25 protein-coding genes and 1 pseudogene are annotated in these 23,629 nt (G+C 70.7%); 12 read left to right on the top strand and 14 right to left on the bottom strand.

The genetic code is table 11. The features are described from left to right. Positions 1 to 114: 114 nt before the first annotated feature. On the top strand, positions 115 to 1,344 hold the full coding sequence (locus ACWDR3_RS19910) for a PP2C family protein-serine/threonine phosphatase (RefSeq protein WP_450353814.1): 1,230 nt from the start codon (positions 115 to 117) through the stop codon (positions 1,342 to 1,344). 37 nt (positions 1,345 to 1,381) lie between these two features. Here ACWDR3_RS19910 and ACWDR3_RS19905 read toward each other — a convergent pair whose 3' ends face one another. The 3 genes from ACWDR3_RS19905 to ACWDR3_RS19895 form a co-directional block, all read right to left on the bottom strand. Next, positions 1,382 to 2,002: a hypothetical protein gene (locus ACWDR3_RS19905; RefSeq protein WP_450353813.1), complete on the bottom strand. Its 621-nt coding sequence runs from the start codon at positions 2,000 to 2,002 to the stop codon at positions 1,382 to 1,384. Positions 2,003 to 2,033: 31 nt separating this feature from the next. Beyond that, on the bottom strand, positions 2,034 to 3,431 hold the full coding sequence (locus ACWDR3_RS19900; RefSeq protein WP_450353812.1) for an FAD-dependent oxidoreductase: 1,398 nt from the start codon (positions 3,429 to 3,431) through the stop codon (positions 2,034 to 2,036). Between the two features lie 158 nt (positions 3,432 to 3,589). Further along, the gene (locus ACWDR3_RS19895; protein WP_450353811.1) at positions 3,590 to 4,396 is read right to left on the bottom strand and encodes an inositol monophosphatase family protein; all 807 of its coding nucleotides are present in this window, start codon (positions 4,394 to 4,396) and stop codon (positions 3,590 to 3,592) included. Positions 4,397 to 4,560: 164 nt separating this feature from the next. Here ACWDR3_RS19895 and ACWDR3_RS19890 point away from each other — a divergent pair, with 164 nt between their 5' ends. The 3 genes from ACWDR3_RS19890 (at position 4,561) to ACWDR3_RS19880 (ending at position 6,996) form a co-directional block, all read left to right on the top strand. Beyond that, entirely contained in the window at positions 4,561 to 4,968 is a 408-nt protein-coding gene (locus tag ACWDR3_RS19890) for a hypothetical protein (protein ID WP_450353810.1), read from the top strand. Positions 4,969 to 5,029: 61 nt separating this feature from the next. After that, positions 5,030 to 5,563 carry a chloramphenicol phosphotransferase CPT gene (cpt, locus tag ACWDR3_RS19885; RefSeq protein ID WP_450353809.1) on the top strand — a complete coding sequence of 178 codons (534 nt, stop codon included), beginning with the start codon at positions 5,030 to 5,032 and terminating at the stop codon, positions 5,561 to 5,563. A 131-nt stretch (positions 5,564 to 5,694) separates the two neighbouring features. Beyond that, complete coding sequence (locus tag ACWDR3_RS19880) at positions 5,695 to 6,996, top strand: aminotransferase (RefSeq protein WP_450353808.1); 1,302 nt, start codon at positions 5,695 to 5,697, stop codon at positions 6,994 to 6,996. A 12-nt stretch (positions 6,997 to 7,008) separates the two neighbouring features. On the opposite strand, the gene ACWDR3_RS19875 is transcribed toward ACWDR3_RS19880, so the two are convergent. The 3 genes from ACWDR3_RS19875 to ACWDR3_RS19865 are packed head-to-tail and all read right to left on the bottom strand — an operon-like array spanning position 7,009 to position 8,600. Beyond that, positions 7,009 to 7,383 (bottom strand): roadblock/LC7 domain-containing protein, encoded by a 375-nt coding sequence (locus ACWDR3_RS19875; protein ID WP_450353807.1) that lies wholly within the window; start codon positions 7,381 to 7,383, stop codon positions 7,009 to 7,011. A gap of 30 nt (positions 7,384 to 7,413) precedes the next feature. After that, positions 7,414 to 8,253, bottom strand: a complete 840-nt coding sequence (locus tag ACWDR3_RS19870) for a hypothetical protein (RefSeq protein WP_450353806.1) — start codon at positions 8,251 to 8,253, stop codon at positions 7,414 to 7,416. Then, positions 8,250 to 8,600: a hypothetical protein gene (locus ACWDR3_RS19865; RefSeq protein ID WP_450353805.1), complete on the bottom strand. Its 351-nt coding sequence runs from the start codon at positions 8,598 to 8,600 to the stop codon at positions 8,250 to 8,252. The genes ACWDR3_RS19870 and ACWDR3_RS19865 overlap by 4 nt, the downstream gene beginning before the upstream one ends. Before the next feature lie 163 nt (positions 8,601 to 8,763). Here ACWDR3_RS19865 and ACWDR3_RS19860 point away from each other — a divergent pair, with 163 nt between their 5' ends. Next, positions 8,764 to 9,129 carry a hypothetical protein gene (locus ACWDR3_RS19860; protein WP_124004550.1) on the top strand — a complete coding sequence of 122 codons (366 nt, stop codon included), beginning with the start codon at positions 8,764 to 8,766 and terminating at the stop codon, positions 9,127 to 9,129. A 173-nt stretch (positions 9,130 to 9,302) separates the two neighbouring features. On the opposite strand, the gene ACWDR3_RS19855 is transcribed toward ACWDR3_RS19860, so the two are convergent. Then, complete coding sequence (locus tag ACWDR3_RS19855) at positions 9,303 to 9,953, bottom strand: NADPH-dependent F420 reductase (protein ID WP_450353804.1); 651 nt, start codon at positions 9,951 to 9,953, stop codon at positions 9,303 to 9,305. Positions 9,954 to 10,011: 58 nt separating this feature from the next. Here ACWDR3_RS19855 and ACWDR3_RS19850 point away from each other — a divergent pair. Both ACWDR3_RS19850 and ACWDR3_RS19845 read left to right on the top strand, forming a co-directional pair. Continuing rightward, positions 10,012 to 10,164: pseudogene (locus ACWDR3_RS19850) on the top strand (winged helix-turn-helix transcriptional regulator); the annotation flags it as partial. A gap of 94 nt (positions 10,165 to 10,258) precedes the next feature. Further along, positions 10,259 to 11,077 (top strand): SAM-dependent methyltransferase, encoded by an 819-nt coding sequence (locus ACWDR3_RS19845; RefSeq protein ID WP_450353803.1) that lies wholly within the window; start codon positions 10,259 to 10,261, stop codon positions 11,075 to 11,077. Positions 11,078 to 11,131: 54 nt separating this feature from the next. Here ACWDR3_RS19845 and ACWDR3_RS19840 read toward each other — a convergent pair whose 3' ends face one another. Next, positions 11,132 to 12,052 carry a helix-turn-helix domain-containing protein gene (locus ACWDR3_RS19840; protein WP_450353802.1) on the bottom strand — a complete coding sequence of 307 codons (921 nt, stop codon included), beginning with the start codon at positions 12,050 to 12,052 and terminating at the stop codon, positions 11,132 to 11,134. 80 nt (positions 12,053 to 12,132) lie between these two features. Next, entirely contained in the window at positions 12,133 to 12,363 is a 231-nt protein-coding gene (locus ACWDR3_RS19835) for a DUF397 domain-containing protein (RefSeq protein ID WP_450353801.1), read from the bottom strand. A gap of 197 nt (positions 12,364 to 12,560) precedes the next feature. On the opposite strand from ACWDR3_RS19835, the gene ACWDR3_RS19830 reads away from it, so the two are divergent. Further along, positions 12,561 to 13,067 carry an ATP-binding protein gene (locus ACWDR3_RS19830; protein WP_450353800.1) on the top strand — a complete coding sequence of 169 codons (507 nt, stop codon included), beginning with the start codon at positions 12,561 to 12,563 and terminating at the stop codon, positions 13,065 to 13,067. A 28-nt stretch (positions 13,068 to 13,095) separates the two neighbouring features. Next, positions 13,096 to 13,596, top strand: coding sequence for a hypothetical protein (locus ACWDR3_RS19825; RefSeq protein ID WP_450353798.1), 501 nt, complete (start codon positions 13,096 to 13,098; stop codon positions 13,594 to 13,596). A gap of 24 nt (positions 13,597 to 13,620) precedes the next feature. Here the strand turns inward: ACWDR3_RS19825 and ACWDR3_RS19820 are convergent, their stop codons facing one another. The 3 genes from ACWDR3_RS19820 to ACWDR3_RS19810 form a co-directional block, all read right to left on the bottom strand. Next, positions 13,621 to 14,208: a TetR/AcrR family transcriptional regulator gene (locus tag ACWDR3_RS19820; RefSeq protein WP_450353797.1), complete on the bottom strand. Its 588-nt coding sequence runs from the start codon at positions 14,206 to 14,208 to the stop codon at positions 13,621 to 13,623. Between the two features lie 52 nt (positions 14,209 to 14,260). Then, positions 14,261 to 16,129 carry a Na+/H+ antiporter NhaA gene (nhaA, locus tag ACWDR3_RS19815; RefSeq protein ID WP_450353844.1) on the bottom strand — a complete coding sequence of 623 codons (1,869 nt, stop codon included), beginning with the start codon at positions 16,127 to 16,129 and terminating at the stop codon, positions 14,261 to 14,263. A 121-nt stretch (positions 16,130 to 16,250) separates the two neighbouring features. After that, the gene (locus ACWDR3_RS19810) at positions 16,251 to 17,543 is read right to left on the bottom strand and encodes an MFS transporter (protein WP_450353796.1); all 1,293 of its coding nucleotides are present in this window, start codon (positions 17,541 to 17,543) and stop codon (positions 16,251 to 16,253) included. Between the two features lie 339 nt (positions 17,544 to 17,882). On the opposite strand from ACWDR3_RS19810, the gene ACWDR3_RS19805 reads away from it, so the two are divergent. Together ACWDR3_RS19805 and ACWDR3_RS19800 are read left to right on the top strand one after the other, a co-directional pair. Continuing rightward, on the top strand, positions 17,883 to 18,347 hold the full coding sequence (locus tag ACWDR3_RS19805; RefSeq protein WP_450353795.1) for a hypothetical protein: 465 nt from the start codon (positions 17,883 to 17,885) through the stop codon (positions 18,345 to 18,347). 317 nt (positions 18,348 to 18,664) lie between these two features. After that, a complete protein-coding gene (locus ACWDR3_RS19800; protein WP_450353794.1) occupies positions 18,665 to 20,452 on the top strand; it encodes an FAD-binding dehydrogenase in 1,788 nt (595 codons plus the stop codon). A gap of 105 nt (positions 20,453 to 20,557) precedes the next feature. Here the strand turns inward: ACWDR3_RS19800 and ACWDR3_RS19795 are convergent, their stop codons facing one another. After that, the gene (locus ACWDR3_RS19795) at positions 20,558 to 21,490 is read right to left on the bottom strand and encodes an aminoglycoside phosphotransferase family protein (RefSeq protein ID WP_450353793.1); all 933 of its coding nucleotides are present in this window, start codon (positions 21,488 to 21,490) and stop codon (positions 20,558 to 20,560) included. Positions 21,491 to 21,569: 79 nt separating this feature from the next. Next, entirely contained in the window at positions 21,570 to 22,001 is a 432-nt protein-coding gene (locus ACWDR3_RS19790; protein WP_450353792.1) for a universal stress protein, read from the bottom strand. 267 nt (positions 22,002 to 22,268) lie between these two features. On the opposite strand from ACWDR3_RS19790, the gene ACWDR3_RS19785 reads away from it, so the two are divergent. After that, complete coding sequence (locus ACWDR3_RS19785) at positions 22,269 to 23,576, top strand: FAD-binding oxidoreductase (RefSeq protein ID WP_450353843.1); 1,308 nt, start codon at positions 22,269 to 22,271, stop codon at positions 23,574 to 23,576. Positions 23,577 to 23,629 lie beyond the last annotated feature (53 nt).

Here is a 23,629-nt window from a genome sequence, read left to right as displayed (position 1 = left end):
ACGCCGACGGTCCGGCCACGCCCACCGCACCACGGACGGGTCATTACCGCTCGATCGGGCGTACTGGTGCTGGGATGGTCACGGCGGAAGGGGAAGGTGTTGGACGGTGACCGGATGGCCGGGACCGCGGCGGACGAGGCGGATCGATTCGCCCTCGCGCAGCGGGCCGTCGGCGTGATCGGAACGACGCTCGACGAACGCAGGACGGCGGCTGAGTGCGCCGGGTTCCTCGTCGAGGAACTGTGCGACGCGGCGGCCGTGGACCTCTTCCCCGACGAGTTCAGGGAACCGTTCGCGGACAAGCCCGCGCAGGAGGGCGACCGCGGCGCGCTGCGCGCCGTCGCGTCCGCGGGCCGCCGCACCCTCCTGGACAACCTCCAGCACGTGCCCCGCGGCGACATCCTGGTCCGGGCGCTGGACGCGGGCCGCCCCATCACGGCCTCGTTCACCCCCGACGACGAGGAACCCGTGGCCGCCCTGTCCGTCCCGCTCCTGGCCTGGGAACGGGCCTACGGCGCACTCCTCGCGGTCCGTACCGGCCCGGCCTTCGACGACGACGAGGCCGCCGCGATCCACTACACGGCCCGCCTGACCGCCGCCCACCTGCACCACGCGGCGGAACACCGACGCCTCAGGGACACGGCGTTCAACCTCCAGGAGGTCCTGCTCGCCGAACCCAGCCGCCCCCACCCCAACCTCGACATGGCCACCCGCTACCTGCCGACCGGCAGCAACGCCGTGGTCGGCGGGGACTGGTTCGAGACCGTACGCCTGCACTACGGCCGCACGCTCCTGGTGATCGGCGACGTCATAGGGCATGGCCTGGACGCGGCGGTCGACATGAACGCCTACCGCTCGATGCTGCGCTACGTCGCCTCCACCGACCTGCCCCCGCATCGCATCCTGCGTCAGATGGACGCGGCCATGTCCAAGGACGGCAACCGCCGCCCCGCGACCTGCCTGCTGGCCCTGGTGGACCCCGCGCGCGGCACGGCCGCCTTCGCCACCGCGGGCCATCTGCCGCCCGCCGTCTTCCACCGCGACGGCACCGGCGAGCTCATCACCCTGCCCGTCGGCCCACCGCTCGGCACGGGCTTCGCCGACTACGAGACCACCAGCCTCGCCCTCGCCCCCGACGACACCCTGGTGATGTTCACCGACGGACTCGTCGAACGCCGTGGCGAGGACATCGACGCCTCCCTGTCCCGCCTCGCCCACCTGCACCTGCGCCCCGGCCAGGACGTGACCGCGGTCCTCGACGAGATCCTCACCCACCTCGACGCGGACCGAGCGGACGACGACGTGGCAGTCATGACGGCCCGACTGCACCCTCGCCCGAGCTGAGCGCACCGACTGCCAGACCCCGGCGCGGGCGAGTCGCTCAGCGCCGGCCCCGTCCCCACGGCCTCCGCCGCGCCACCGGAGACACGCGCTCGCGCTCGTATCCCGTATGGGTGAGGAACGCCTCGATCACCTCGGCCGCGGTCCGATGGGGCGCCGCCGCCCTCAGCTCCGCGTCGTACCCGTCCGGCAACGGCGGTGCCACGAGGGCGACTTCGTCCCCGGACCGCAGCCGCAGCACCACCGCCCGCAGCCCCTCCGGATCACCCGGCACGGTACGCAGACGCGCGTGCAGCCGGTCCTGCGAGGGGGCGTACAGCCGCACCCTGGCCAGCAGCGCACCGGACTTGAACTCCGCCCAGCGGTCGAGGCCGAGATCGCGGAACGGCGGCTCCTGCCAAGGCCGTTGCGCGTCCAGGTGCGCCAGCAGTCGCCGCAGGAAGTCCCGGACGGACGGTTCGTCATGCGGCTGCCAGGACAGATCGTCCTCCCAGGACGCTGCCGTGACAGCCGCCTCGATGTCCTCGTACTGCTCCTCGGCGGTGAGGTCGTAGAAGGGCCGTTCCAGGATCATGCGCGCGATCCGCTCGACCTCGGCGTCGCTCAACTCCCGGCTGAACTGCACGCAGTAGAGGACCGCGACGACCACCCCGAGACGCATGCGCACAGTATGACCACGCCAGGCCCGCCGGTCAGGAGGTGAGGGCGTCGAGGAGTTCCGCGCGTGAGGGGCCCGGCGGCATGAGGCCCTTCGCCTCGGTCACCAGGCGGGCGACGGCGTCGGTGAGCGAGGGGGCGCGCAGTTCCTCGTGCGCACCGGGCAGCAGATGCGCCGCGGCCCGTTCGGCGCGCAGGGCGTCCGGGTCACGCTGGGCCAGCCGTCCCAGGGCCCGGGCGCGGACCCAGTCGGGGTGCTCGTAGGGCCGGCCGGCCTCGTGCGCGTCCATCTCGGCGAGCCGGTGCCGGGTGTAGGCGACGGTCTGCCGGTACGCCCGTCCCAGCCCGTCGTTCGTCGCCCTGCCGAACGCCGCCGCGAAGTCCGCCGGGTCGCCCGTGCCCGTCCGCTCGCGCAGCAGATCGCGCAGGATGACGCTGTGGTGCAGGCTCATCGCCAGACCGCGCCCGACCGTCGGCACGGTGAGGGCCCAGGCGTCCCCGATCGCCACCAGCCCGGTCACGAGGGGCTGTTCGACGTCGTACAGAGTCCGCCTGCGGTGGGTGAGGCGGGCCATGGTCTGTACTCCGTCGGTGATGGGCCGTCCCGCCAGCCACGGACCCGCGCCCGGGAACAGGCGTACCGCCGCCGTCCACGCGGCCTCGTCGCGCAGCAGCTCGCGCAGTTCGTGGTCGTCGGTGCGGCTGATGAGGCCCAGCGAGTACGTGCCGTGGTCGGCGGGGATGCGCAGGAGACCGAGCGAGCCGTGCTCGACGACCAGCGGGAACGTGTCGGCGGGCAGGGCGCCGTCTGGGGAGCGGAAGTAGCGGCTGTGATACGTGAATCCGCGCTCGCCGGACTCCTCCAACGCCCCCGGCACGCCGATCTCCCGCAGTCGGGCGGGGAGCCGGGACCTGCGCCCGGTGCAGTCGACGACCAGATCCGCCGGCATCCCGCCCACGGTCGTCTCCACGCCGGTCACGTGCGGTACCCGACCGCCTTCGGTGGCGCGCAGCCCGAGCCAGCTGACACCCCACCGGATCCGGATGCCGGCCGCCTCGGCCGCGTGGAGAGCCGCGGACTCCAGGAGCGGACGCCGGGCGGCGAGGGTGTCGAACCGCGCGTCGTCCGCGCGCAGCCTGCCGTCCAGACCGGGCTCGGGCGCCACCACGTTCATGCGCACCGCGCCGGCAGCGGTCATCCGCTCCACCAGGTCCGGCAGCTGCGACTCGGCCTGCTGAAGCCAGCTGGCGAGCGGGAGATGGACGAGGCGCAGTTGGGGGATGCCGGGGCGCTCCCACTGGGACCACCCCGCCTCCGGGTCCGTCGGCGGTGGCTGCGGATCGCGTTCGAGGACGGTCACGTCATGGCCGTCCTGGGCCAGGAGCAGGGCTGTCTGCAGGCCGCCGAGGGCGGCGCCGAGTACGACGATCATCGACACGAGGACATCTTTTCCCGCGCGGGCACGGCTTGGCGCATGGTCGGACGCCGCGCCCCTCTTCGGGGTTGCTCCCGGACTCCGGAAGGGCCCCTGACCGGCTCCTCAAACCGGTCGGGGACCAGTGAGCTCCATCGGCCCGTCGTCCCCGCCCGCTAGGCCCCGGCGCCCTCCCGGCCGACCGTCTCGCTCCACAACTCCAGGGCCTCCTCGGCCGCTCCCGGTGCGACCAAGAGCAACGGCTCGTCGTAGGACGGGAGTTGGGGCACCGCCACCGCGCCCGCCTCGGTGGCGATGAGGAGAGCGGGCAAGCCGTCCACCGGGTGGAACTCGCCGATCGCGGCGGCCGTCGCGCGGCCTGCCGCGACCTGGGCCAGGGAGAGGGCGGTCGAGCCCATGACGCGGGCCGTGCAGAGGCGGGCCGAGAGCCGCGCGAGCAGGGTGTCCAGGCCGGGCCAGTGCGCGTGTGCCGCCCACTCCGTCATGAAGACATGGCCGGTCAGCGTCGTGTGGTCCGCCGCGTGGATCGGGACGCCGTTGAGGTGGGCGCCGCCGCCCCGGACCGCCGTGAACACCTCACGCCGCCAGGGGTCCGCCACCACGCCCAGCAGCGGTGAGCCGTCCGGCTCCGCCAGGCCCAGCGAGAAGGAGCACCAGCCGAGCCCGTGGGCGTAGTTGGTCGTACCGTCCACGGGGTCGATCACCCAGTGCGGCGCGCCGGACGCGCCCTCCTGGGCGCCGTACTCCTCGCCGTCGATGCCCCACTCCGGGTACTCCCGCCGCAGCACCGACCGGACGTGCGTCTCCACGGCCTCGTCCGTGTCCGTCACGATGTCCGCCGGGCTCGCCTTCTGCCGGACCGGGCCACCGGCACCGCCGTTCCCGCCGCGGATCGCGTCCGACGCCCACTCGGCCAACTCCACGGCCACCCGCAGGGCTCCGTCCAGGTCATGCCCGGTCACAGCTGTCCACCACCTTGCTCACGTCGTCGCTGCCGTCTCGGCCGGTATGGCCAGGGACATCGGACACGTGTCGGACCCGAGTCCGTCGTCCCCACGGCATACATGACCGGAACGATGGGTCAACAACCAGGGCCGAGCGCGCCCCGCACTGAGAAGATCTGTCCATGACGCGATCCGTTCGATCCCAAACAGCCGGCGGCCGCCCCGGCTCCGGTTCCCGGCTCTCCCTCTGTTCGAAGAACTCGGTGCTGTCCATCGGCTCGGTGGACTCGTTCATGTGCATCGGCTCCGCCTCCTCGGTGCTGTCGATCGGGTCGGCCGCCTCCGCGTTGTCGGTCGGGTCCGCCGCCTCCCTCCTCTCCCTCGGCTCCGCCACCAGCGTGCTGTCCATCGGATCCGCGCTGTCGGCCGGCTCGGTGCTGTCGTTCGCCTCCGTGGGCTCCCGGCTCAGCTTCGGGGCGTACTTCGCCGAGCGCCCCTCCCGGGCCCTGGCGACCGGCGCGCTCGCCGTCGGCGTCGTCCTGGCGTTCTCGACCGCTCAGGTTGCCCGCGGACGCCGTCGCCACCCGTAGGCCGGCGGAACCATGGGAAAATACCGCCGGGTCGTCGCGCGGCCCGTCCTACTGTGGCGCGATGACGACTCAGGTGATCGTGTTGAACGGCGGCTCCAGCTCCGGCAAGTCCGGGATCGTACGGTGCCTGCAGGCGGTGCTGCCCCAGCCGTGGCTGGCGTTCGGGGTGGACGCGCTGGTCGACTCGATGCCCGCGTCCCTGACCACCTCGGCCGCGGGCATCGAGTTCGCGCCGGACGGCGGGGTGATCGTGGGCCCGGAGTTCCGGACCCTGCAGGCGGCCTGGCGGTCGGGCGTCGCCGCGACGGTCCGCGCGGGCGCCCGGATCGTCGTGGACGACGTCTTCCTCGGCGGGGCGGCCTCCCAGGAGGAGTGGCGCACGGCCTTCGAGGGGCTGGTCGTGCTGTGGGTCGGCGTGCAGTGCGACGCCGACATCGCCGCGGGCCGCGAGATCGCGCGCGGGGACCGGGTGCGGGGGATGGCCGCCGCTCAGGCGGAGTCGGTCCACCGGGGCGTGGAGTACGACCTGGAGGTGGACACCTCGCACACCGAGTCCCTGGAGTGCGCGCGCATCATCGCCGCCCGGGTCAAGTGAGGTGCGGGGATTCGTCAACCTCGCGCGTCCGGGCGCAAATCCGGTGAGCCGGGCGGCCGCCACTTGTTAGGTTCACCGCAGGCCCACCCACAGGCCGCCCCGAACTCCGCTCGCCCTCCGGAAAGAGCACCATGCCGACGCCCGCAGACCCCGCCACCCTCGCCGCACACCTCGAACAGGCACGCCGTGACTACGCCGATCTCCGCGACCGCAAGCTGTCCCTGGACCTGAGCCGGGGCAAGCCCTCGCCCGAACAACTCGACCTTTCCGCCGAGCTGTTGTCCCTGCCCGGCGACCGGTACACGGCCGCCGACGGCACCGACTGCCGCAACTACGGCGCCCCGCTGGGCCTGCGTGAACTGCGGGAGATCTTCAGCCCGTTGCTCGACGTGCCGACGGACCGGCTGCTCGCCGTCGGCAACTCCAGCCTGGAACTCATGCACGACTGCGTCGTCCACGCCCTCCTGGGCACCACCCTGCCGGGCGCGCAAGGACGTTGGGTCGACGAGGGCCGTATCGCGTTCCTGTGTCCCGTGCCCGGATACGACCGCCACTTCGACCTGTGCGAGCGGTTCGGCATCGACATGATCCCCGTACCGCTCACGGAGACGGGCCCGGACATGGAGGTCGTGGAGGACCTCGTCCGCACCGACCCGCGGATCAAGGGCATCTGGTGCGTGCCCAAGTACAGCAACCCCTCCGGCATCACCTACAGCGACGACACCGCCCGACGCCTCGCCGAGATGCCCACGGCCGCCGCCGACTTCCGCATCTTCTGGGACAACGCCTACGCGGTGCACCACCTCACCGACGAGGAGACCGGGGTCGCCGACATCCTCACGGCGTGCGCGGAGGCCGGTCATCCGGATCGCGCGTTCGTCTTCGGCTCCACCTCGAAGATCACGTTCGGCGGTGCCGGGGTCGCCTTCTTCGGCTCCTCGCCGGCCAACGTCGACTGGCTGCGCGGGTACAGCGCGAAGCGGTCCATCGGACCCGACAAGGTCAACCAGCTCCGGCACGTGCTGTTCCTGAAGGACACCGACGGAGTGCGCCGCCACATGCTCAAGCACCGCGAGATCCTGCGGCCCAAGTTCGACACCGTGGACCGCGTCTTCACCGAGCAGCTCGACGGCACCGGACTCGCCGACTGGGCGCGGCCCAAGGGCGGTTACTTCATCACGCTCGACGTCCTGGAAGGCTGCGCGCGGGAGGTCGTACGGCTGGCGAGCGAGGCCGGCATCGCGCTGACGCCCGCCGGAGCCACCCACCCCCATCGCGAGGACCCCCGGGACAGCGTGATCCGGATCGCGCCCACTTTCCCGACCGCCGACGAGGTCGGACAGGTCGCCTTCGCGGTGACGGTGTGCGTGCGACTCGCGGGCTACGAGAAGCTGGTGGGCGAGGCCGAGCCGGGGCGGACCGGCCCGCACTGACCCGCGCCGGTGTCAGGAGGAGACGTCCTTGTCGAGGTGCCGGCGCAGTTCCGCCGTGACGGCCGGGATCTCGCGGCGGAAGGCAGCCTGATCCAGGCCCTCGTCCGTCACGACCGCGAGCAGCGCCCGGTCGCCGACGGCCGTCACGATGACATGGCCGGTGCTGCAGCGCGCGCTGATCTCGCGGAGCTGTCCGGTGCCGCCCTGGTCGGCGAGCCGGTGGCCGAGGGAGAGCGTCGCCGCCGCCACCGCGGCCATGGACTCGGGGTGGGTCTTGTTGACGTCACTGGCGACGACGAGCCCGTCGACGGTGGCCAGAGTGCTTTCGGTGACGCCCATGACGTTCTCCCGCAGGGCGGTGAGAAGGTCGATCACTGGGTCGCTCATGGCGTCTTCTTCCTGTTGCGGGCGGACGGTTCAGTCCTGAGGCCGATGCGCCGGCGAAGCGGTGCGGCCGGGGCGGCGACGCGGGAGCGATACGGGAGCGGGTGCGGCGGGCGTCGACGCGGAGGGTGCGCCGCGGGCCGCCGTACTCGGTCTGGTGGCGGGCGAGGGCGTGCGCGGTCGGACGAGTCCGCGGTCCAGCAGGTGCCGTAGATCCATCATCACGGCGAACAGACCCCGGCCCAGCGCGAAGGCGATGTCCCGCGCTGTCTTGCGGCCGTCCGCGTGGGCCAGGACGTCCTGGTGCCGAGCGGGGAGCGTGCCGACCGCTCCGGGGAGGTCGGCGGCGGACGCCGTCTCCACGCGTGTGCGGGCGAGCGCCGCCACCGAACCGGGTTCTCCGGCAAGGAGGTTGACACGGCGCGACACCTCGCCGAGGAGTCGCTCGGGGGTGACCCCGGTGTTGCGGTACAGCGTCGGTACGGGATCGGTGACCTCCCAACTGTCGGGTGTGGCGAGGGAGAGCGCGAACGCGGCGTCGAACAGCGCGCTCAGGCTGACGACTTCGAGTTCGCCGGCGCCGACGAGTCCCCGGTGCACCAGCTCGGCGGCGAGATGTTCGTGCGAGGTGTCGGCGGCGCGGACCGACGACCATGCCTCCTCGCTGATCCGGCCGGACCTGAGGAGCAGGCCTTCGACGCTCGGCGCGCCAGGGGTCTCCATCGCGACCACGAGGCCGTCGCGCACATGGATCGAGCCGCCCGGGGAGCCGGCGACGACCACGGTGCAGGAACGGGCCTGACTCCGCAGCGCCGACAGCAGTGCGGGGATGTTCCGGGAATCGGTGCGCGGCTGCGAGGGACCCTCGCTCATGCGAGCAACTCGTCGGCGTACCGGGTCAGTTCGCGCAGCGCCCAGGTGAGGTTGGTGCGTTCACGGTCCACGGTCGCACACAGCAGCAAGGGATCGCCCTGCCGAGGGAGTTGGATCGTCACGATGTGCTGGGTGGAGGTCGTCACGATGACGTTCTCCAGGTCGCCCGACGCGCCCGCCCGCGCGAGCCGGGTACGGGCGAGTTCCGCTATCTCGCAGGAATCCCGACCGGCGCCCACCTCGCCCAGCTCCGCGTAGGAGAGGCCGGTGACGGCGTCGAGCAGTGCGGCTCCGCTGATACCGGGCGTGTTCAGGGCACGGCTGAGCGCAGCGTCGAGCGATGACAAAGGGCCCCCCTTCAGTCACTCTGGCGAGCAGACTACTTTATTTGCCAACTATCGCAACACTGACCAAAGAATGGTGTTGTCTGATCCCGCACGGCTCGCATTGAGACCGTTTTCGGGGCGAGATCCTCAGTCTTGCCCGGTCGTGAAGGAAACGAGGCACCACGTGAACATTGAGGCGACACTCAAGGAAGCGATGACTATCGACGGGGCCCTGGGGGTGTCCCTGGTCGACTACGAGAGCGGCATGACGCTCGGCGTGCTGGGCGGTGGGCCGAATCTCGACCTGGAGGTCGCGGGGGCGGGCAACACCGAGGTCGTGCGCGCGAAGCAGCGGACCCTGAAGTCCATCAACCTGGACGACGAGATCGAGGACATCCTCATCACCCTCGGTCGGCAGTACCACCTGATCAGGCCGCTCACGCAGACGAGCGGCTCCCTCTTCCTGTATCTGGCACTGGACCGCGGGCGCAGCAATCTGGCACTGGCCAGACACCACCTCAAGCGCCTTGAGTCCGGCCTGGAGATATAAACGCCTTCTGGCATATGACAATTGGGTAGTCGCGAGGCCGGTCGGTCTCGGTGCGTAAATGTGCGCCGAGGTCGACCGGCTCTTCGGAATGCCTTATTCCGGCCGCCGTGCGACGGGTCAAACGGCGTTAATTGTCTAGGCCACAAATGTCTAGTCCACTTTCCTCATCCCGCTCAATCAACGGGACCGGCCGCAAAGGCCAGCGGAGGCGCAATTGCCTGGACGTCCGCTCCCTCGCCCACCCACAGGGCGATGAATAGGGCCGCGGTCGCCTCCAGCAGCCCCGCCCTTTCGAGACCGCCGCCGGCCACGGGCGAGCAGCCGACGTCCCGAACCAACTCGCGCACGCACGCGAGGGCAACCTCGTCGTCCCCGCAGAGCGGTACGAGCAGGGGCCGACCGTCGAAGACGGGCGGGCGCATCCGCCACACGTCCTCGTGACAGAGGTTGAACGCCTTGACCACATGGGCTCCCGGTGCCGCCACGGCCAACTGCCGTGCGGCCGAAGGGCCGCCCTCGGTCAGGAGCCGGAACCCCGGCCCGACCGGATTGACGCAGTCGACCAGCACCTTGCCGTCCAATGCCTCCCGCAACTCACGCACCACATCGACCGCCGCGCCGAACGGCAGCGCGACCAGCGCCACTTGACCGAACTCGGCCGCCGCCCGCAGTCCGCCTGACCTCGCGCCGTACCCGATACGCCCCGCGAGCCGCTCCGCCCTGCCCACGTCCCGTCCGCCGACCGTCACCTCGTGCCCCGCCCGCGCCCAGTGGGTGGCGAGCGCGTCCGCCATGTTGCCCGTTCCCAGCACGCCGATTCTCATCACGCGATCCCTCTCCGTACCCGCTACGACTGTTCGGGACTGTTCGGGACGACGCTAGGTCGAGTACGAACTCACCGCGCTGGGACGGACGTTGCTCGCGCCCATCGACGCCGTCGGAGCATGGGCGTTCGAACACGGCGACGAGGTCTTGGCCGCCCAGGAAGCGGCGTGCACCGGCGCCATCGCCCGACGGCCTCCTCGTTCGGGCTGACCGGATCAAGGGGGTGGCTGCACCAACTGCCGTTTCTCTAGGATGGTGGGTCCGGCGGTCGGTCCGTCGGGGCGGTGCGGAACTGGGGGAGACGATGGAGTCCGAGAAGCGGTTGTCCACCAAGATCGATGCCACGGTACCGACGGCCGCGCGGATGTACGACCACTATCTCGGCGGCAAGGACAACTACGCCGTCGACCGGGCCGCCTGCGAGGAACTGGACAAGGTGGTGCCCAGCACTCGCGCGCTGGCGCTGAACAACCGGCGCTTCCTCCAACGGGTGGTCAGGACGCTCGCGGGGGAGTACGGCATCCGGCAGTTCCTCGACCACGGCTCAGGCCTGCCGACCCAGGACAACGTGCACCAGGTGGCGCAGGGTATCGATCCGGCCTCGCGCGTGGTGTACGTGGACAACGACCCGATGGTTCTGGTCCACGGCCGCGCCCTGCTGGAGCAGAACGAACGCACCGCGGTCATCCAGGCCGACCTGCGCGAGACCGAACAGATCTTCTCCCACCCCGACACCCAGCGGCTGATCGACTTCTCGCAGCCGGTCGCGGTGCTCTTCAACTCGGTCTTCCACTGCATCCCCGACAGCGACACCGAGGGACCGCTCTCGGTGATCGGCCGGGTCGTCGAACAGCTCGCGCCCGGCAGCTGTCTGGTGATGTGTCAGCTGGTCAGCGAGGACGCCGAGGTGCGGAAGTTCGTCACCGACTTCATGGACCAGGCGACCCAGGGACACTGGGGCCGGGTGCGCGAGCAGAAGGACGTCGCGGAGTGGTTCGAGGGGATGGAGATCCTCGACCCGGGGCTGGTGGAGGTCTCCACCTGGCGCCCCGACAGCGAGGTGGCACCACGTCAACTCACCCAGGAATGGATCGAGTTCGGCGGAGTGGGCCAACTCCGCTAGGCGGCGACTCCCCAGGGCCAGGCGGCGACTTCCGCGGTCACGCCTCGCCCCTGGTCAGGCTTCCGGGTACCGGCTCTCCACGGTCTCCCGGAGGCGGGCCAGCGATTCGCGCGGGTTGAGCGCCTCGTCCGCGAGCCGGTCCAGCACCACCCGGTACTCCTCCGTCTCGTCGCGATCCTCCAGGAACGTGGCGCTTCTGATCTGCTCCAGATAGACCACGTCGGGCAGGTCGAGGCCGCCGAAGCGCAGATAGGTGACCGGGATGTTCGGCGCGGAGGCGTTCGTGACGTCGAGCGGCACGATCTGGACCGTCACATGCGGCAGTTGGGCCATCGCCACCAGGTGCTGCAGTTGCTCGCGCATCACCTCAGGGCTGCCAAGCACACGCAGCAGCACCGACTCGTCGACGACCGCCCACAGCTGCGGCGCGTTCCCTCGCTCCAGCAACTCACGGCGCCGCATGCGCAGTTCGACCCGGCGCTCGATCTCGCGGGCCGGAGCCGAGGGCAGCCCACGCTCCACGACGGCGCGGGTGTACGCGGGAGTCTGCAGCAGTCCGGGAACGTACTGGATCTCGAACGTACGGATGGCGGCGGCCGCCTCCTGGAGTCCCACGAGCCGGTCGAACCATTCCGGCATCAGCCGCTTGTCGAAGCGCTGCCACCAACCCGGCTCACCGGCCCGGCGCAACAGCTGCAGCAGGACCGAGGTCTCGTAGTCCTCCGTCTTGTACAGCTCCAGGAGGGCGCGGACATCGGCTTCGGTCGGCGGCTTGCGTCCCTTGCCGGCTTCGATGCGGGACAGCTTCGCCGGGCTGAACCCCACTGTGCGGGCCGCCTGTTCCTGCGCGTATCCGGCGTCCTCGCGGATGCCCGCCAACTGGACCCCGACCAGCATCTTCAGCAAGGTCGGGGCGGGCTCGGTGCGATTCAGATACGGTTCGAGGCGGGAGACGCGCGGTGACTCGGAGGGCATCCTGGCTCCCGGTGGGCAGGGGACGACAGCTCGCATTATCGCATTCCGGCCACCGTCGGCGCATCCGTCGGCCGGAGATCTCACAGCAGGTGGTCGAACTCGCCGTCCTTTGCGCCGGCCAGGAACGCGGCCAGCTCGGCCGGTGTGTAGATCAGCGCCGGGCCGTGCGGATCACGGGAGTTGCGCAGCGCGACACCTCCCTCGGCCAGGGCGGCGACCTCCACACAGTTGCCCTCGGCATTGCTGTGGCGGCTCTTGATCCAGTGGACGCCCAGTGAACTCGCTCGCACTCCGTTGGGAACTGCTGCCACAGCACTCTCCTTGCACGTGTTCCGCCACAGCGACCACCCGCCGACCACAGGTCAGACACGTTTCGCGTGACGTCGACTCCCTTGACTCGTACGCAATTTCTCGTGAAATTGCACAGAGTCGCTCTCGTCGTGGATAATAACCAAGGCGTCAACCTCCGTGTCGACGCCCGGTCCTGACATCACCTCAGGGAGGCGCCGTGCCGTTGCCCGCACACGCAGCACCCTCGTTGGGCCCGTCCGTGTCGCCCGCGGAGCGGACCGCACCCGCCGGTGTCCCTCCGCGCAACGCACCGAAGACCGCCACGCTCCGCCTCTCCGGCACCGACCAAGGGCGCGTCCAGGCCAGCGAGTTCGTCGAACGCACCCTTGACGACTGGCAGTTGGACCGCTGCCGTGAGGACGCGCTGACCATCGTCACCGAACTGGCCGCCGGAGCCGTGCGGGACACCCTCGCCGACAATCCGGGCGAGGAGACGGCCCCCGAAGTGTGGCTGAAGCTCACCCTCCGCCCCGCCCACCTCGTGTGCGCCGTGACCGACCGCAGCCGCAGCCTGCCCCGATACCCGTCGGCGACCGGCCCGCTCCAGGAGCACGGCCGCGGACTGCACCTCGTCGAGGCTCTGTCCGAGCACTGGGGCTGGACCCGAAGCGCCCCCACGGGCAAGACCGTCTGGGCCATGCTGCCCACCCGGCCCCGCACCTGAGATGACGGAACGGCGAACACCCGCAGCGATGACCGCACTTGAGAAGAGAGGCGAACCGTCCGCGACACTCGGGGACGTCGGGCATGTGCCCTGGCGTGACATCAAGGACGCCACCGGCTCCGCCGCCGCCATCCCCTTCCTGCTCGCCGCCATCGCTTCCGGCGACCCGGCCGCCGCCACCACCGGCCTCGACCGGTTGCAGAACCGCATCTGTCAGTACGGCTTCGTCGTCGGCCAGGCCACGGCCGTCACAGTCCCCTTCCTGTGGGACCTCGCCCAGCGCCCACAGGTCACCTGCCGGGTGCAGATCCTCCACCTGCTGCGGAACATCGCCGGCGCCCGGCAGTGGGGCACCACGGCCGCCGCCTACCCCAAACTCCGCAGCCACCAGGACAATTACGTCGAGTGGGAGTCCGCGGCCCGCCGCGCGGTGCACGCCCACGGCGGCGCCATCCCGCGCCTGCTCAGCGAACGGGACACCGCACTCGTCCACGCCACCGAGGAACTCGCCGGCGCGCTGGCCGAGTGACAACGCCCTTGTGCGGCGCCCGAGTCATACGCGCTTGGGCAGAGCCGCGTCGATCAGGACCGACGCCGCCGCCCGGGCGGTCGCGCCCGCCGAGGGGTCCCGGTCCATCCGGGCCGACAGCCCGCCTCCGTCGTACAACAGGTGCAACTGGCGGGCCAGCGACTCCGGTTCGGAGGCGCCGGCGTTCCGGGCGAGTTCGGTGAACAGGGTCCGGATGGCGGCGCGGTAGGCGTCGGTGGTCTCTTCGATGGCGCTGCCCTGCTTGGCCTCCGCGCTGGCGGACACGAAGGCGCAGCCGTGATAAGTGGGTTGGGCGAACAGCTCGCTCTGTGCCTCGAAGACCGCCAGAAGTTTGTCGCGCGGGTCGTCGACGCGGTCGATGGCGCGCAACAGCCGACGGGTCACCGAGGCGTGACGTGACTCCAGATACGCGCGGATGAGCTGCTCCTTGCCGCCGAAGGTGTTGTAGAGCGAGGCCTTGGCCACCCCGGCGTGCTCGATGATCCGGTCGATCCCGACCGTCTGCACACCCTCGGCGTAGAACAGTTCGCCCGCGGCCGAGAGCAGTCGCTCCCGTGCCGTCGGAGCCTGCGCGGTCCGCGTCTTCGCCATGCCGCTCACCTTCTCGACAGATAGGTCAAGTCTAACTCGTGACCAGACAGGTCTACTCAATCTCCGCGAGCGCCGCCCGGGCCCGCGCCGCCCGCACGGCCGCGGACAGGGAGGCGACGTCGTACGCGCCGTAGTGCCGTTTGCCGTTCACGAAGAACGTCGGTGTGCCCGAGACGCTGCTCAGATCCGCGGACTCGACATCGTCGGCCACCCGCTCCGCGCCGGCGCGCATCCGCAGATCCCGCCGGAAGGCGTCCACATCGAGTCCGATCTGCTCGGCGTAGGCCAGCAGATCCTTCAGCCGCAGATCTCCCTGATGGGCCATGAGGATGTCGTGCATCTCCCAGTAGCGGTCCTGCAGAGCCGACGCTTCGGCTGCTTCGGCGGCTAGTTGGGCGTTGGGGTGGACGTCCGTGAGGGGCAGGTGCCGCCAGACGTAGCGCAGATCGTCCCCGAAGTCGGCGAGCAGTTCGCGGACCACCGGTTCCGCGAGGCCGCAGTACGGGCACTCGTAGTCCCCGTACTCGACCACGGTCACCGGCGCGTCCAGCGGTCCGCGCACGTGGTCGCGTGCGGTGTCGACGGGCTCGCTGAGATCGACGATGGGCTGGCCCCGGCCGAGCAGGGCGCGGGTGCGGGCCGGCCCGGGCAGCAGCGCGATGACCCACGTCACCACCCAGGTGATCAGGAAGGAGGCAACGACGGCCGCCAGAATGCCGATCTTCGCCTGTTCCAGCCGTGGTCCGTCGAACGCGAGCGTGGCGATCAGGAGGGACACCGTGAAGCCGACGCCGGCGAGGGTTCCGCCCGCGGTGACCGCGCCCCAGCCGACCGCCGGGCGCAGCCGCCCCCGGCCGAGACGGGAGGCGATCCAGGTGGCGCCGAGGATGCCCACCGGTTTACCCACGACGTAGCCGAGGAGGATGCCGAGCGTGATGGGTGAGGTGAAGGCTTCCTTGAGTGCGTGGGCGCTGATCGTGATGCCGGAGTTGGCCAGGGCGAAGAGCGGCACGATGACGTAGCTCGTCCAGGGGTGGAACATCCGCTGGAGGCGCTCGTTGGGCGACAGCGCGGTGGCCAGGCCGCGGCGCAGGGTGCGTTCCAGCTCGGGCGTCGGCTGTTCCCGGAAGCCCAGGAAGAGCCGGCTGACCCGTTCCAGCGCACTCCGCTCGGCGGGATGGGCGTACGTGAGCAGGCCCATGGCCAGGCCGCTGACCACGGGGTCGACCCCCGACCGCAGCAGCGCGCCCCACAGCGCGATGCCCAGCACCGCGTACACCGCGCCGTTGCGTACACCGGCGCTGCGCACCGCGAGCAGGACAGCGAAGATGCCGACCGCCGTCAACAGCGCGGGCAGGTAGACCGAGCCGCTGTAGGCGAAGGCGATGACGGCCAGGGCCAGGAAGTCGTCGGCGACCGCCACGGTGAGCAGGAAGACGCGCAGCCCGCTCGGCAGCCGCGAGCCGAAGACAGCCAGCATGCCGAGGGCGAAGGCCGTATCGGTGGACATGGCCGCGCCCCACCCGTGCACCGAGCTCTCGCCGGCGTTGATGGCGAGATAGATCGCGACGGGTACGAGCATGCCGCTGACGCCCGCGACCGCCGAGAGCATCACGCGCCGGCGCTCACGCAGTTCACCCAGGTCGAACTCCCGGCGGGCCTCCAGCCCGACGATGAAGAAGAAAAGCGCCATCAGCCCGCTGTTGACCCACTCGCGCAGATCCAGGGACACGCCTTCCGAACCGATACGGAACGACATCGCCGTCCGCCACACCGACTCGTACGAGTCCGGGGCGGCGTTGGCCCAGACGAGCGCGGCGACCACCGCACTCAGCAGGACCGCGGCGCTGCCGGTCTCGGTCTCAAGGAAGGCACGCAGCGGACCGTGCGATCCCTTCGGGCACTCGGTCTGCCCGGTCATGGGGTCGTTGGTGGAGCCGTTCGCGGAGCCGTTGATGGACGACGCGGTCGTCCCTGGCGCTTCGTCTTGCACGCGCATCCCGATCACTCGTCGTGTCTGCGTCAGTGTAGTGAGCAACGGTTCAGGACACGCGTTCCGCGTTCTCCGCCTCCGGCCGACGTCCGGTGACCGCGGGTCCGGAGGCCACTGTCAGCCCGCGGACGGGCTGCGGCCTGCCGCGCAGCAGCAGAGCCACGAGGGCCAGCAGCGCGAGGACGATGACCAGTGCGCCGTACTCCTCCGAGGTCTGGATCAGGCCTCCGCCGTGGACGACCAGGATGCCCGCGACGACGGAGGGGATGCCCATGCCGAGGTAGGAGGTGACGAAGAGCAGGGACAGGACGCCGGAGCTCTCGTGCGGCCGGGTCAGCGGAAGCACGGTGCGGATGCCGCCCTGGAAGCCGCTGCCGAAGCCGAGGCCGGCCACGGCCGTGCCGACGAAGAACAGGGTGGGCGAGCTCTGGTGGATGGCCAGCAGCGTGAGCGCCACGCCGGCGACGAGTGCGCCGATGCCGGTGTACATCACCGTGGTGGTCTGCGCCTTGCGCAGGGCGAGGACGGACATGGCCGCGACGATCGCGAGGACGAAGAGGCCGAGGCCGCCGTAGACGGCGGAGCTGGAGCCGACCAGGGAGCGGACCAGGGCGGGGCCGAGGGAACCGTAGAACCCGGCGAGTGCCCAGACGGCGAAGATGACGGGAGCGGCCGCCAGGACGGCGCCGCGGACCGTGCGCGGGAGCTTGATCTCGGGCACCAGGCTGGCCAGGGCGCCGCGCTCACGGGCGACGGTCTCGTCGATGAGCGAGACGGCGATCGCCTGGAGGACGAACACGGCGAGCAGGCCGAGGTAGATCGCGTGGGTCGGAGCGGGCAGGTACTGCACGACGAAACCGCTGACCAGGGCGCCGGTCGCGGTGCCCAGGCCGGGGACGAAGGCGTTCGCCATCGTGCCGCGCGGCCGGTCGATGTCCATCATCGCGGCCCCGACCGCGCCCAGCGCGGCTCCGGTCGACAGGCCCTGGATGACGCGGGCGAGGAGCAGCTCGTCGACCCCGCCGGCGGTGGAGAACACCACCATCGCCACGGCCTGCGCCGCGATCGCGCCGATCAGGACCGGACGGCGACCGACGTGGTCGGAGAGCTTTCCGAAGACCAGCAGGCTCGACAGGACGGCGATCGCGTAGATGCCGAACACGACCGTGGTGGTGATGGGGGTGAATCCCCATTCGGCCTGGTAGGCGGCGTAGAGCGGGGTGGGTGCGCTGGAGGCGGCGAGAAGGGAGATCACGATGGAGGCGAGGACGTAGAACGCGGCCCGGGGAGGTATGGGGCGGCTCGACGTCGTGGTGCGGTCGGATGATTCGACGGGGTTCATCGGAGGCCCTTCGCGAGGACGAAGACGTGGATCATCGGAGTCCTGGGCTGTCTGCGCGGCGGTGAGTAGACAGGTCTGTCTGTGTTGCCGGGCAACAAGGTAGACAGCTCTGTCTATTCCCGTCAATGTCCGTGGGTGCGCGCCGGTGTGCCCTCGGCGTCGTCCCGCGGCTCCGGTTTCAGCGAGCGGGCCTCCCGGTTTCAGCGGGCGAGCCTCGCTGTTTCAGTGGGCGGGCTCCCCTGAGAACAATCTGAAACCGCGCTGAATCCGTGGTCGGTCACGCTCTGCCGCATGAAGACGACGTCCCCGCCGGGGGCAGCGGTCAGGGAGGGGGTCACCATGAATAGCCTGAGACTCGTCCGTCGGCACGCGGCGGCCTTCGGGCGCTTCGCCGGGCTGGGCTGCGGGGTCACGCTGGCGGCCTCCGCGGCACTGGTCCTGCTCGCGCAGTGGATCCCGTGGATGGCGGCGAACGCGCTGACCACCGTCGCCTCCACCGTGCTCGCCACCGAGTTGCACGCCCGCGTCTCGTTCGGCCACGGACGGCCGGGCCTGGCCGGCCATCTGAAGAGCGCGGCCACCATGGTCGCCGGCTGGCTGGTCACGTCGGCCGCGGTCGGCGCGCTGGACGCGTTCCGTCCCGGCAGCGGACTGGTCCTGCAGCAGGCGGTGTACCTGTCGGCAACCGCGCTCGTCGGGATCGGGCGCTATCTCGTGCTGCGGCTGGTCGTGTTCGCGGAGCGTGACCCGCGACCGCCGAGTGGTGGTGTCCGGCTGCGGGTCGCGTACGACGCGGCCGCGTGAGGGGCGGTGCTGTGTGAGGGGCGGCGCCGCGTGAGGGGTAGCCGCGTGAGGGGCGGCGCTGCGGAGGTGCGGCTACGTGCGGGGCGGTGCTGCGTGGGGGCGGCTGCGTGAAGGGTCGCCGCGCAACTGGCTTGGCTCGCCGCTCACTTGAGGCGCTGGGGGCAAGTCTCGGCAAGTTGGTCGGCCACCTCCTGCATGTTCATGACGCACGACTCTGGCGACTCCGAGATCTCCTGGGCTACCGTCGGTAACACCTGGCTGCCGCAGCAGGCTCCCGTGCATCTCCCACCCCCCTCACCTCCTCTGGAAGGCAGTCCATGGAGAACTCGTCAGCCCCTGCGGCGATCACCCGTCGGCACGCCCTGACCGTCACGGGCGGCGTCATCGCCGGTGCCGCCCTCGCCGCCAACGCCGTCCCCGCCTTCGGCGCCGAGTCGCAGGACGCCGACGCGATCGTCGTCGGCCACGGACTCGCCGGACTCGTCGCGACCTCCGAACTCGTCGCCGCAGGCCGCAAGGTGCTGCTGCTGGACCAGGAACCCGAAGCGAGCATCGGCGGCCAGGCCTTCTGGTCCTTCGGCGGGCTGTTCTTCGTCAACTCCGACGAACAGCGCCTGATGGGCGTCACGGACACCTATGACCTCGCCTGGCAGGACTGGCAGGGCGCGGCCGGCTTCGACCGCGGTGTCGACGACCCGAACGGCCAGGACTACTGGGCCGCCAAGTGGGCCAAGGCATATGTGGAGTTCGCGTCCGGCGAGAAGCGGTCCTGGCTGGCCGGACTCGGCGTGCAGTGGTTCCCCATCGTCGGCTGGGCGGAGCGCGGCGGCGGCCTCGCCACCGGACACGGCAACTCCGTACCCCGCTTCCACGTCACCTGGGGCACCGGCCCGGCCGTGGTCGAGCCGTTCGAGAAGAAGGTGCGCGCCGGCGTCGACGCGGGCAAGGTCACCTTCAAGTTCCGCCACCGCGTGGACGAGTTGGTCACCACCGGCGGAGTCGTCACCGGCGTCCGCGGCGCTCTCCTGGAGCCCTCCACCGCGGCCCGCGGCACCTCCAGCTCCCGCACCGTCGTCGGCGACTTCGAACTGCGCGCCCCGGTCGTCGTCGTCACCTCCGGCGGCATCGGCGCCAACCACGACCTCGTCCGCCAGAACTGGCCCGCCCGGATGGGCACTCCGCCCAAGTTCATGGTCACCGGCGTTCCCGCGCACGTGGACGGCCGGATGCTCGGCATCACCCAGAAAGCGGGCGGCCGGATCGTCAACCCGGACCGCATGTGGCACTACACCGAGGGCCTCAGGAACTACGACCCGATCTGGCCCAACCACGGCATCCGCATCCTCCCCGGCCCGTCCTCGATGTGGTTCGACGCCACCGGCAAGCGGTTCGACTCACCCGACATCCCGGGCTACGACACCCTGCACACCCTGAGATCGATCACCGCGTCCGGCTACGACTACTCCTGGTTCGTCACCACCCAGAAGATCATTGCCAAGGAGTTCGCGCTCTCCGGCTCCGAGCAGAACCCGGACCTCACCAACAAGAACATCTGGCAACTGCTGTCCCGGATCTGGCAGACCCCGGAGCCGATCGAGAAGTTCAAGAACAAGGGCGCGGACTTCGTCGTCGCCACCACGCTCACCGACCTCGTCACCGGCATGAACAAGCTCACCGGCGACAACCTGATCGTCCTCGACGACCTCAAGCGCCAGATCGAGGCCCGCGACCGGGAGATCACCAACTCGTACTCCAAGGACGCCCAGGTCATGGGCATCCGCAACGCCCTGAATTACACGGGCGACTCCCTCAGCCGTACGGCGGCCATCCACCGCATCCTCGACTCCAGCGCAGGGCCGCTGATCGCCGTCCGCCTCAACGTCCTCACCCGCAAGACCCTCGGCGGCCTTCAGACCGACCTCTCGGGCCGCGTTCTCAACGCCGCGGGCAGCCCGATTCCCGGTCTGTACGCGGCCGGTGAGGTGGCGGGCTTCGGTGGCGGCGGTGTCCACGGCTACCGCTCGCTGGAGGGCACCTTCCTCGGCGGCTGCCTCTTCTCCGGCAGAGCAGCGGGACGGGCCGCCGCGGCGGCGACCGCGACCTGACCGGGGGACTGCTCGACACCGGCGGACAGCTTGTCACTGGCGGACTGCTCGTCTCCGGCGGACTGCTCGTCGGGCGCGCCCACTTGGCCCACGTGTTCTTCGTGGCTAGGCGCGCTCGACGAGCAACTCCGCGAGGTTGTCCACGAGTTCGGTGATCAGGTCCAGCAGCGGGCCGCCGCGGGCCACTCGGAATCCGTGGCGGCGGGCCCAGAACGCGGCCTGGACAGCGTGGAAGTGGGCCCAGCGCCGGACGCGTTCGCGGTCGAGTTCCGCCGTCTCGGCGAACATGTCCAGGATACGGTGGACTGCCTTGCTGCGGTCGTCCGCTTCTACGATGCCGAGCGCGCGCGACTTGAGCAGGGCGCCACTGTCATAGGCGGGGTCTCCCACATAGCCCTTGGGGTCCACGGCCAGCCAGGGTTCCCGCTCGGCGCGCAGGATGTTCCTGCCGTGCAGGTCGCCGTGGACGAGGAGGTCGGGCTGGTCGCGGCCCACCTCGCGTACGGTCGCCACGGCGGCGTCGACCGTTCGTCGCGACAGCGCGTCGCTGAACTCCTCTGCGTCCGTGCGCAGTTGCTGTTCCCAGGCGTCGGCCTGCTCCCGCAGTCGGGGCAGTTCGGGCGGCGCGGGAACGGCGAGGCGTCGATTGGTCCGCCCGGCGACCGACACCACCTCGTCGCCGTCCTCGACCTCCGCGAGCGTCGACGTGTGCACCCGCTCCAGCAGCATCGCGAAGCGCTCGTCGTCACGCGCGTACAGGAGGACGGCCCCGCGCCCTTGCCAAGCGTCGAAGGCGTCCGGCTCATGGACGTTGCCGGGGTGCGGGAACGACACCTTCATCACCGCCGGCGACCGGTCCGACCGTCGCGCCGGGACGATGACCCCGACACCGCCGTGCATGACCTGGCCATCCCGCGTACAGCCCCAGATCAGCAGCAACTCGTCGACGATTCCGGGCAGTTCGGCGAGCCAAGCGGCCCCCGTCTCGCCCTCACGCTCCACCGTGCTCCGCGCGAACGTCTCCGGTACCTCGATCATCCGGGAACCCTACGCGCGGCCGGCGCCCGCCGTCTCCTGGACCGGGCGACGAGGCCCGGCCAGGAGACAAGGGGAATGATCAGGCCTGCGCCTTCTCCTCCGGCGCCAGCAGGATCGCGGCGTGGCTGGAGTGGGCGACGGCGTCGCTGACCCGCGGGTCGAAGAGCGCTTCGATGGAACCCCGGTGGTGCGGGGTCAGGACGATGAGGTCGGCGCCGAATTCGTCGGCCGCCTCGGAGATGGCGGCGGCGACCTGGGTGGTCAGACCCCGGGCCAGAGCAGGCTCGGCCTTGATCCCTTGGTCCCGCAGGGTGGCCACGGCCTCGTCGAGGATGGCCTTCGCCTCGGAGTCGTCCTCCAGCGGAACCACCGCGGCGAGGTTCGCGGCGGAGGCGACGACATGCAGGACCCGGACCTCGGCGTCCGTCAACTGGGCCAGCTCACCCGCCAGCCGGAGGGCGGACTGCCGGGCGGGGCTGGGATCGACGGCGACCAGAATGCGCTTGAACATGGCTGTTTGTTCCCCTTCTAAGAAGGCCGGGGCCTTCGCTGTGATCAGGGACGCCGAAAACCGGTGTCATACACATCAACATTCGAGGCGGCGCAAGCCTTCCCGAAATCCACCACGTGATCGTTCTGTCCGCTGATCACCGGATCGGAGTCGAGGTCCGTCGAGGTCTACGGTTCTCTCATGCACGATGAGGCCCCGCACTGCGAACTGATCCGACGTCTGCACAGCGACCTCCCCGATGGGCGCGTCGTCACCGACCCCGGCGTGATGGCGGGGTACGCGCACGACGAGGCCGAGTGGGCGCCGTACGGGAAACCGGCGGCGGTGGTGCGGCCGCGGACCGCCGAGGAGGTGCAGCGAGTTGTCCGCGCCTGCCTCGATCACGGGGCTCCGGTGGTCACCCGCGGTGCCGGGACCGGTCTGTCAGGCGGGGCGAACGCGGTGGACGGTGCGGTGGTGCTGTCCACCGAGGCCATGACGGCCATCAAGCAGATCGACCCGCTGGAGCGCCTCGCGGTCGTCGACCCCGGGGTCGTCAACGACGATCTCCGCGCGGCCTGCGCCGAGCAGGACCTGTGGTACCCGCCGGACCCGGCCAGCGCCCCCTGGTCCACGATCGGCGGGAACGTCGCCACCAACGCGGGCGGGCTGTGCTGCGTGAAGTACGGGGTCACCCGCGACTACGTCCTGGGGCTCCAGTTCGTCACTGGGACCGGCGAACTGGTCCGGGTCGGACGTCGTACGGCCAAGGGTGTGGCCGGCTACGACCTGACCGGTCTGCTCGTCGGATCCGAGGGAACGCTCGGGGTCATCACCGAGGTGACGGTGCGGCTGCGTCCCAGCCGCGCCCCGGAACACACGGTGGCCGGCTACTTCTCGTCCATCGTGGACGCGGGGCACGCCGTGGCCGCGGTGGCCGCCGCCGGGGTGGTGCCGTCGGCGCTCGAACTGATCGACCGGTACTGCCTCGAAGCCGTCGACGCCTGGAAGCACATGGGCCTCTCGGCGGAGGCGGACGTGGTCGTACTGGGGCGGACCGACGCGCCGGGCAAGGCGGGGGAGGAGGAGGCCGAGACCATCCGCCGCTGCTTCGAGGGAGCCGGCGCCACCTGGGCGGTCCGGTCCACCGACCAGCAGGAGGCGGACGCCCTGTTCGCGGCGCGACGCCTGGCCTATCCGGCGCTGGAACGGCTCGGCCCGGTCCTCACCGAGGACATCTGCGTACCGAAGTCCGCCGTGCCGGAGATGCTCGGTCGCATCCACGCCATCGCCGAACGCCACGAGACGCTCATCGCGAACATCGCGCACGCGGGCGACGGCAACCTCCACCCGCTGCTGATCACCCCGCCCGACGACGAGCCCGCGCGGGCCCGGGCCCAGGCCGCGTTCCACGACATCATCGCCGAGGCCCTCGCCCTCGGCGGCACGGTCACCGGCGAACACGGCGTGGGCCTGCTCAAGCGCGAGGGCCTGCGCGCCGAGGTGGGTCCTGAGGTGATGGCGCTGAACCGTGCGGTCAAGGACGCGCTCGACCCCAGTGGCCTGTTCAACCCGGGCAAGGTGCTGGGAAGTTGAGATGCGGAGACCCGACGCAGTGCCTCGTATCAGAGACAGGCACCGACTCCGCC

Source organism: Streptomyces sp. NPDC001002 (assembly GCF_053599215.1).
Note: the sequence above shows the minus strand (reverse complement) of the source record. Positions and strands in the feature narration are given on the sequence as shown.

Coding starts and splice junctions, on each gene's coding strand:
- ACWDR3_RS19910 (WP_450353814.1), top strand. CDS start 115: ATGGCCGGGACCGCGGCGGACGAGGCGGATCGATTCGCCCTCGCGCAG.
- ACWDR3_RS19905 (WP_450353813.1), bottom strand. CDS start 2,002: ATGCGTCTCGGGGTGGTCGTCGCGGTCCTCTACTGCGTGCAGTTCAGC.
- ACWDR3_RS19900 (WP_450353812.1), bottom strand. CDS start 3,431: ATGATCGTCGTACTCGGCGCCGCCCTCGGCGGCCTGCAGACAGCCCTG.
- ACWDR3_RS19890 (WP_450353810.1), top strand. CDS start 4,561: ATGACGCGATCCGTTCGATCCCAAACAGCCGGCGGCCGCCCCGGCTCC.
- cpt (WP_450353809.1), top strand. CDS start 5,030: ATGACGACTCAGGTGATCGTGTTGAACGGCGGCTCCAGCTCCGGCAAG.
- ACWDR3_RS19880 (WP_450353808.1), top strand. CDS start 5,695: ATGCCGACGCCCGCAGACCCCGCCACCCTCGCCGCACACCTCGAACAG.
- ACWDR3_RS19875 (WP_450353807.1), bottom strand. CDS start 7,383: ATGAGCGACCCAGTGATCGACCTTCTCACCGCCCTGCGGGAGAACGTC.
- ACWDR3_RS19870 (WP_450353806.1), bottom strand. CDS start 8,253: ATGAGCGAGGGTCCCTCGCAGCCGCGCACCGATTCCCGGAACATCCCC.
- ACWDR3_RS19855 (WP_450353804.1), bottom strand. CDS start 9,953: ATGAGAATCGGCGTGCTGGGAACGGGCAACATGGCGGACGCGCTCGCC.
- ACWDR3_RS19845 (WP_450353803.1), top strand. CDS start 10,259: ATGGAGTCCGAGAAGCGGTTGTCCACCAAGATCGATGCCACGGTACCG.
- ACWDR3_RS19840 (WP_450353802.1), bottom strand. CDS start 12,052: ATGCCCTCCGAGTCACCGCGCGTCTCCCGCCTCGAACCGTATCTGAAT.
- ACWDR3_RS19825 (WP_450353798.1), top strand. CDS start 13,096: ATGACCGCACTTGAGAAGAGAGGCGAACCGTCCGCGACACTCGGGGAC.
- ACWDR3_RS19820 (WP_450353797.1), bottom strand. CDS start 14,208: ATGGCGAAGACGCGGACCGCGCAGGCTCCGACGGCACGGGAGCGACTG.
- nhaA (WP_450353844.1), bottom strand. CDS start 16,129: ATGACCGGGCAGACCGAGTGCCCGAAGGGATCGCACGGTCCGCTGCGT.
- ACWDR3_RS19810 (WP_450353796.1), bottom strand. CDS start 17,543: ATGAACCCCGTCGAATCATCCGACCGCACCACGACGTCGAGCCGCCCC.
- ACWDR3_RS19805 (WP_450353795.1), top strand. CDS start 17,883: ATGAATAGCCTGAGACTCGTCCGTCGGCACGCGGCGGCCTTCGGGCGC.
- ACWDR3_RS19800 (WP_450353794.1), top strand. CDS start 18,665: ATGGAGAACTCGTCAGCCCCTGCGGCGATCACCCGTCGGCACGCCCTG.
- ACWDR3_RS19795 (WP_450353793.1), bottom strand. CDS start 21,490: ATGATCGAGGTACCGGAGACGTTCGCGCGGAGCACGGTGGAGCGTGAG.
- ACWDR3_RS19790 (WP_450353792.1), bottom strand. CDS start 22,001: ATGTTCAAGCGCATTCTGGTCGCCGTCGATCCCAGCCCCGCCCGGCAG.
- ACWDR3_RS19785 (WP_450353843.1), top strand. CDS start 22,269: ATGGCGGGGTACGCGCACGACGAGGCCGAGTGGGCGCCGTACGGGAAA.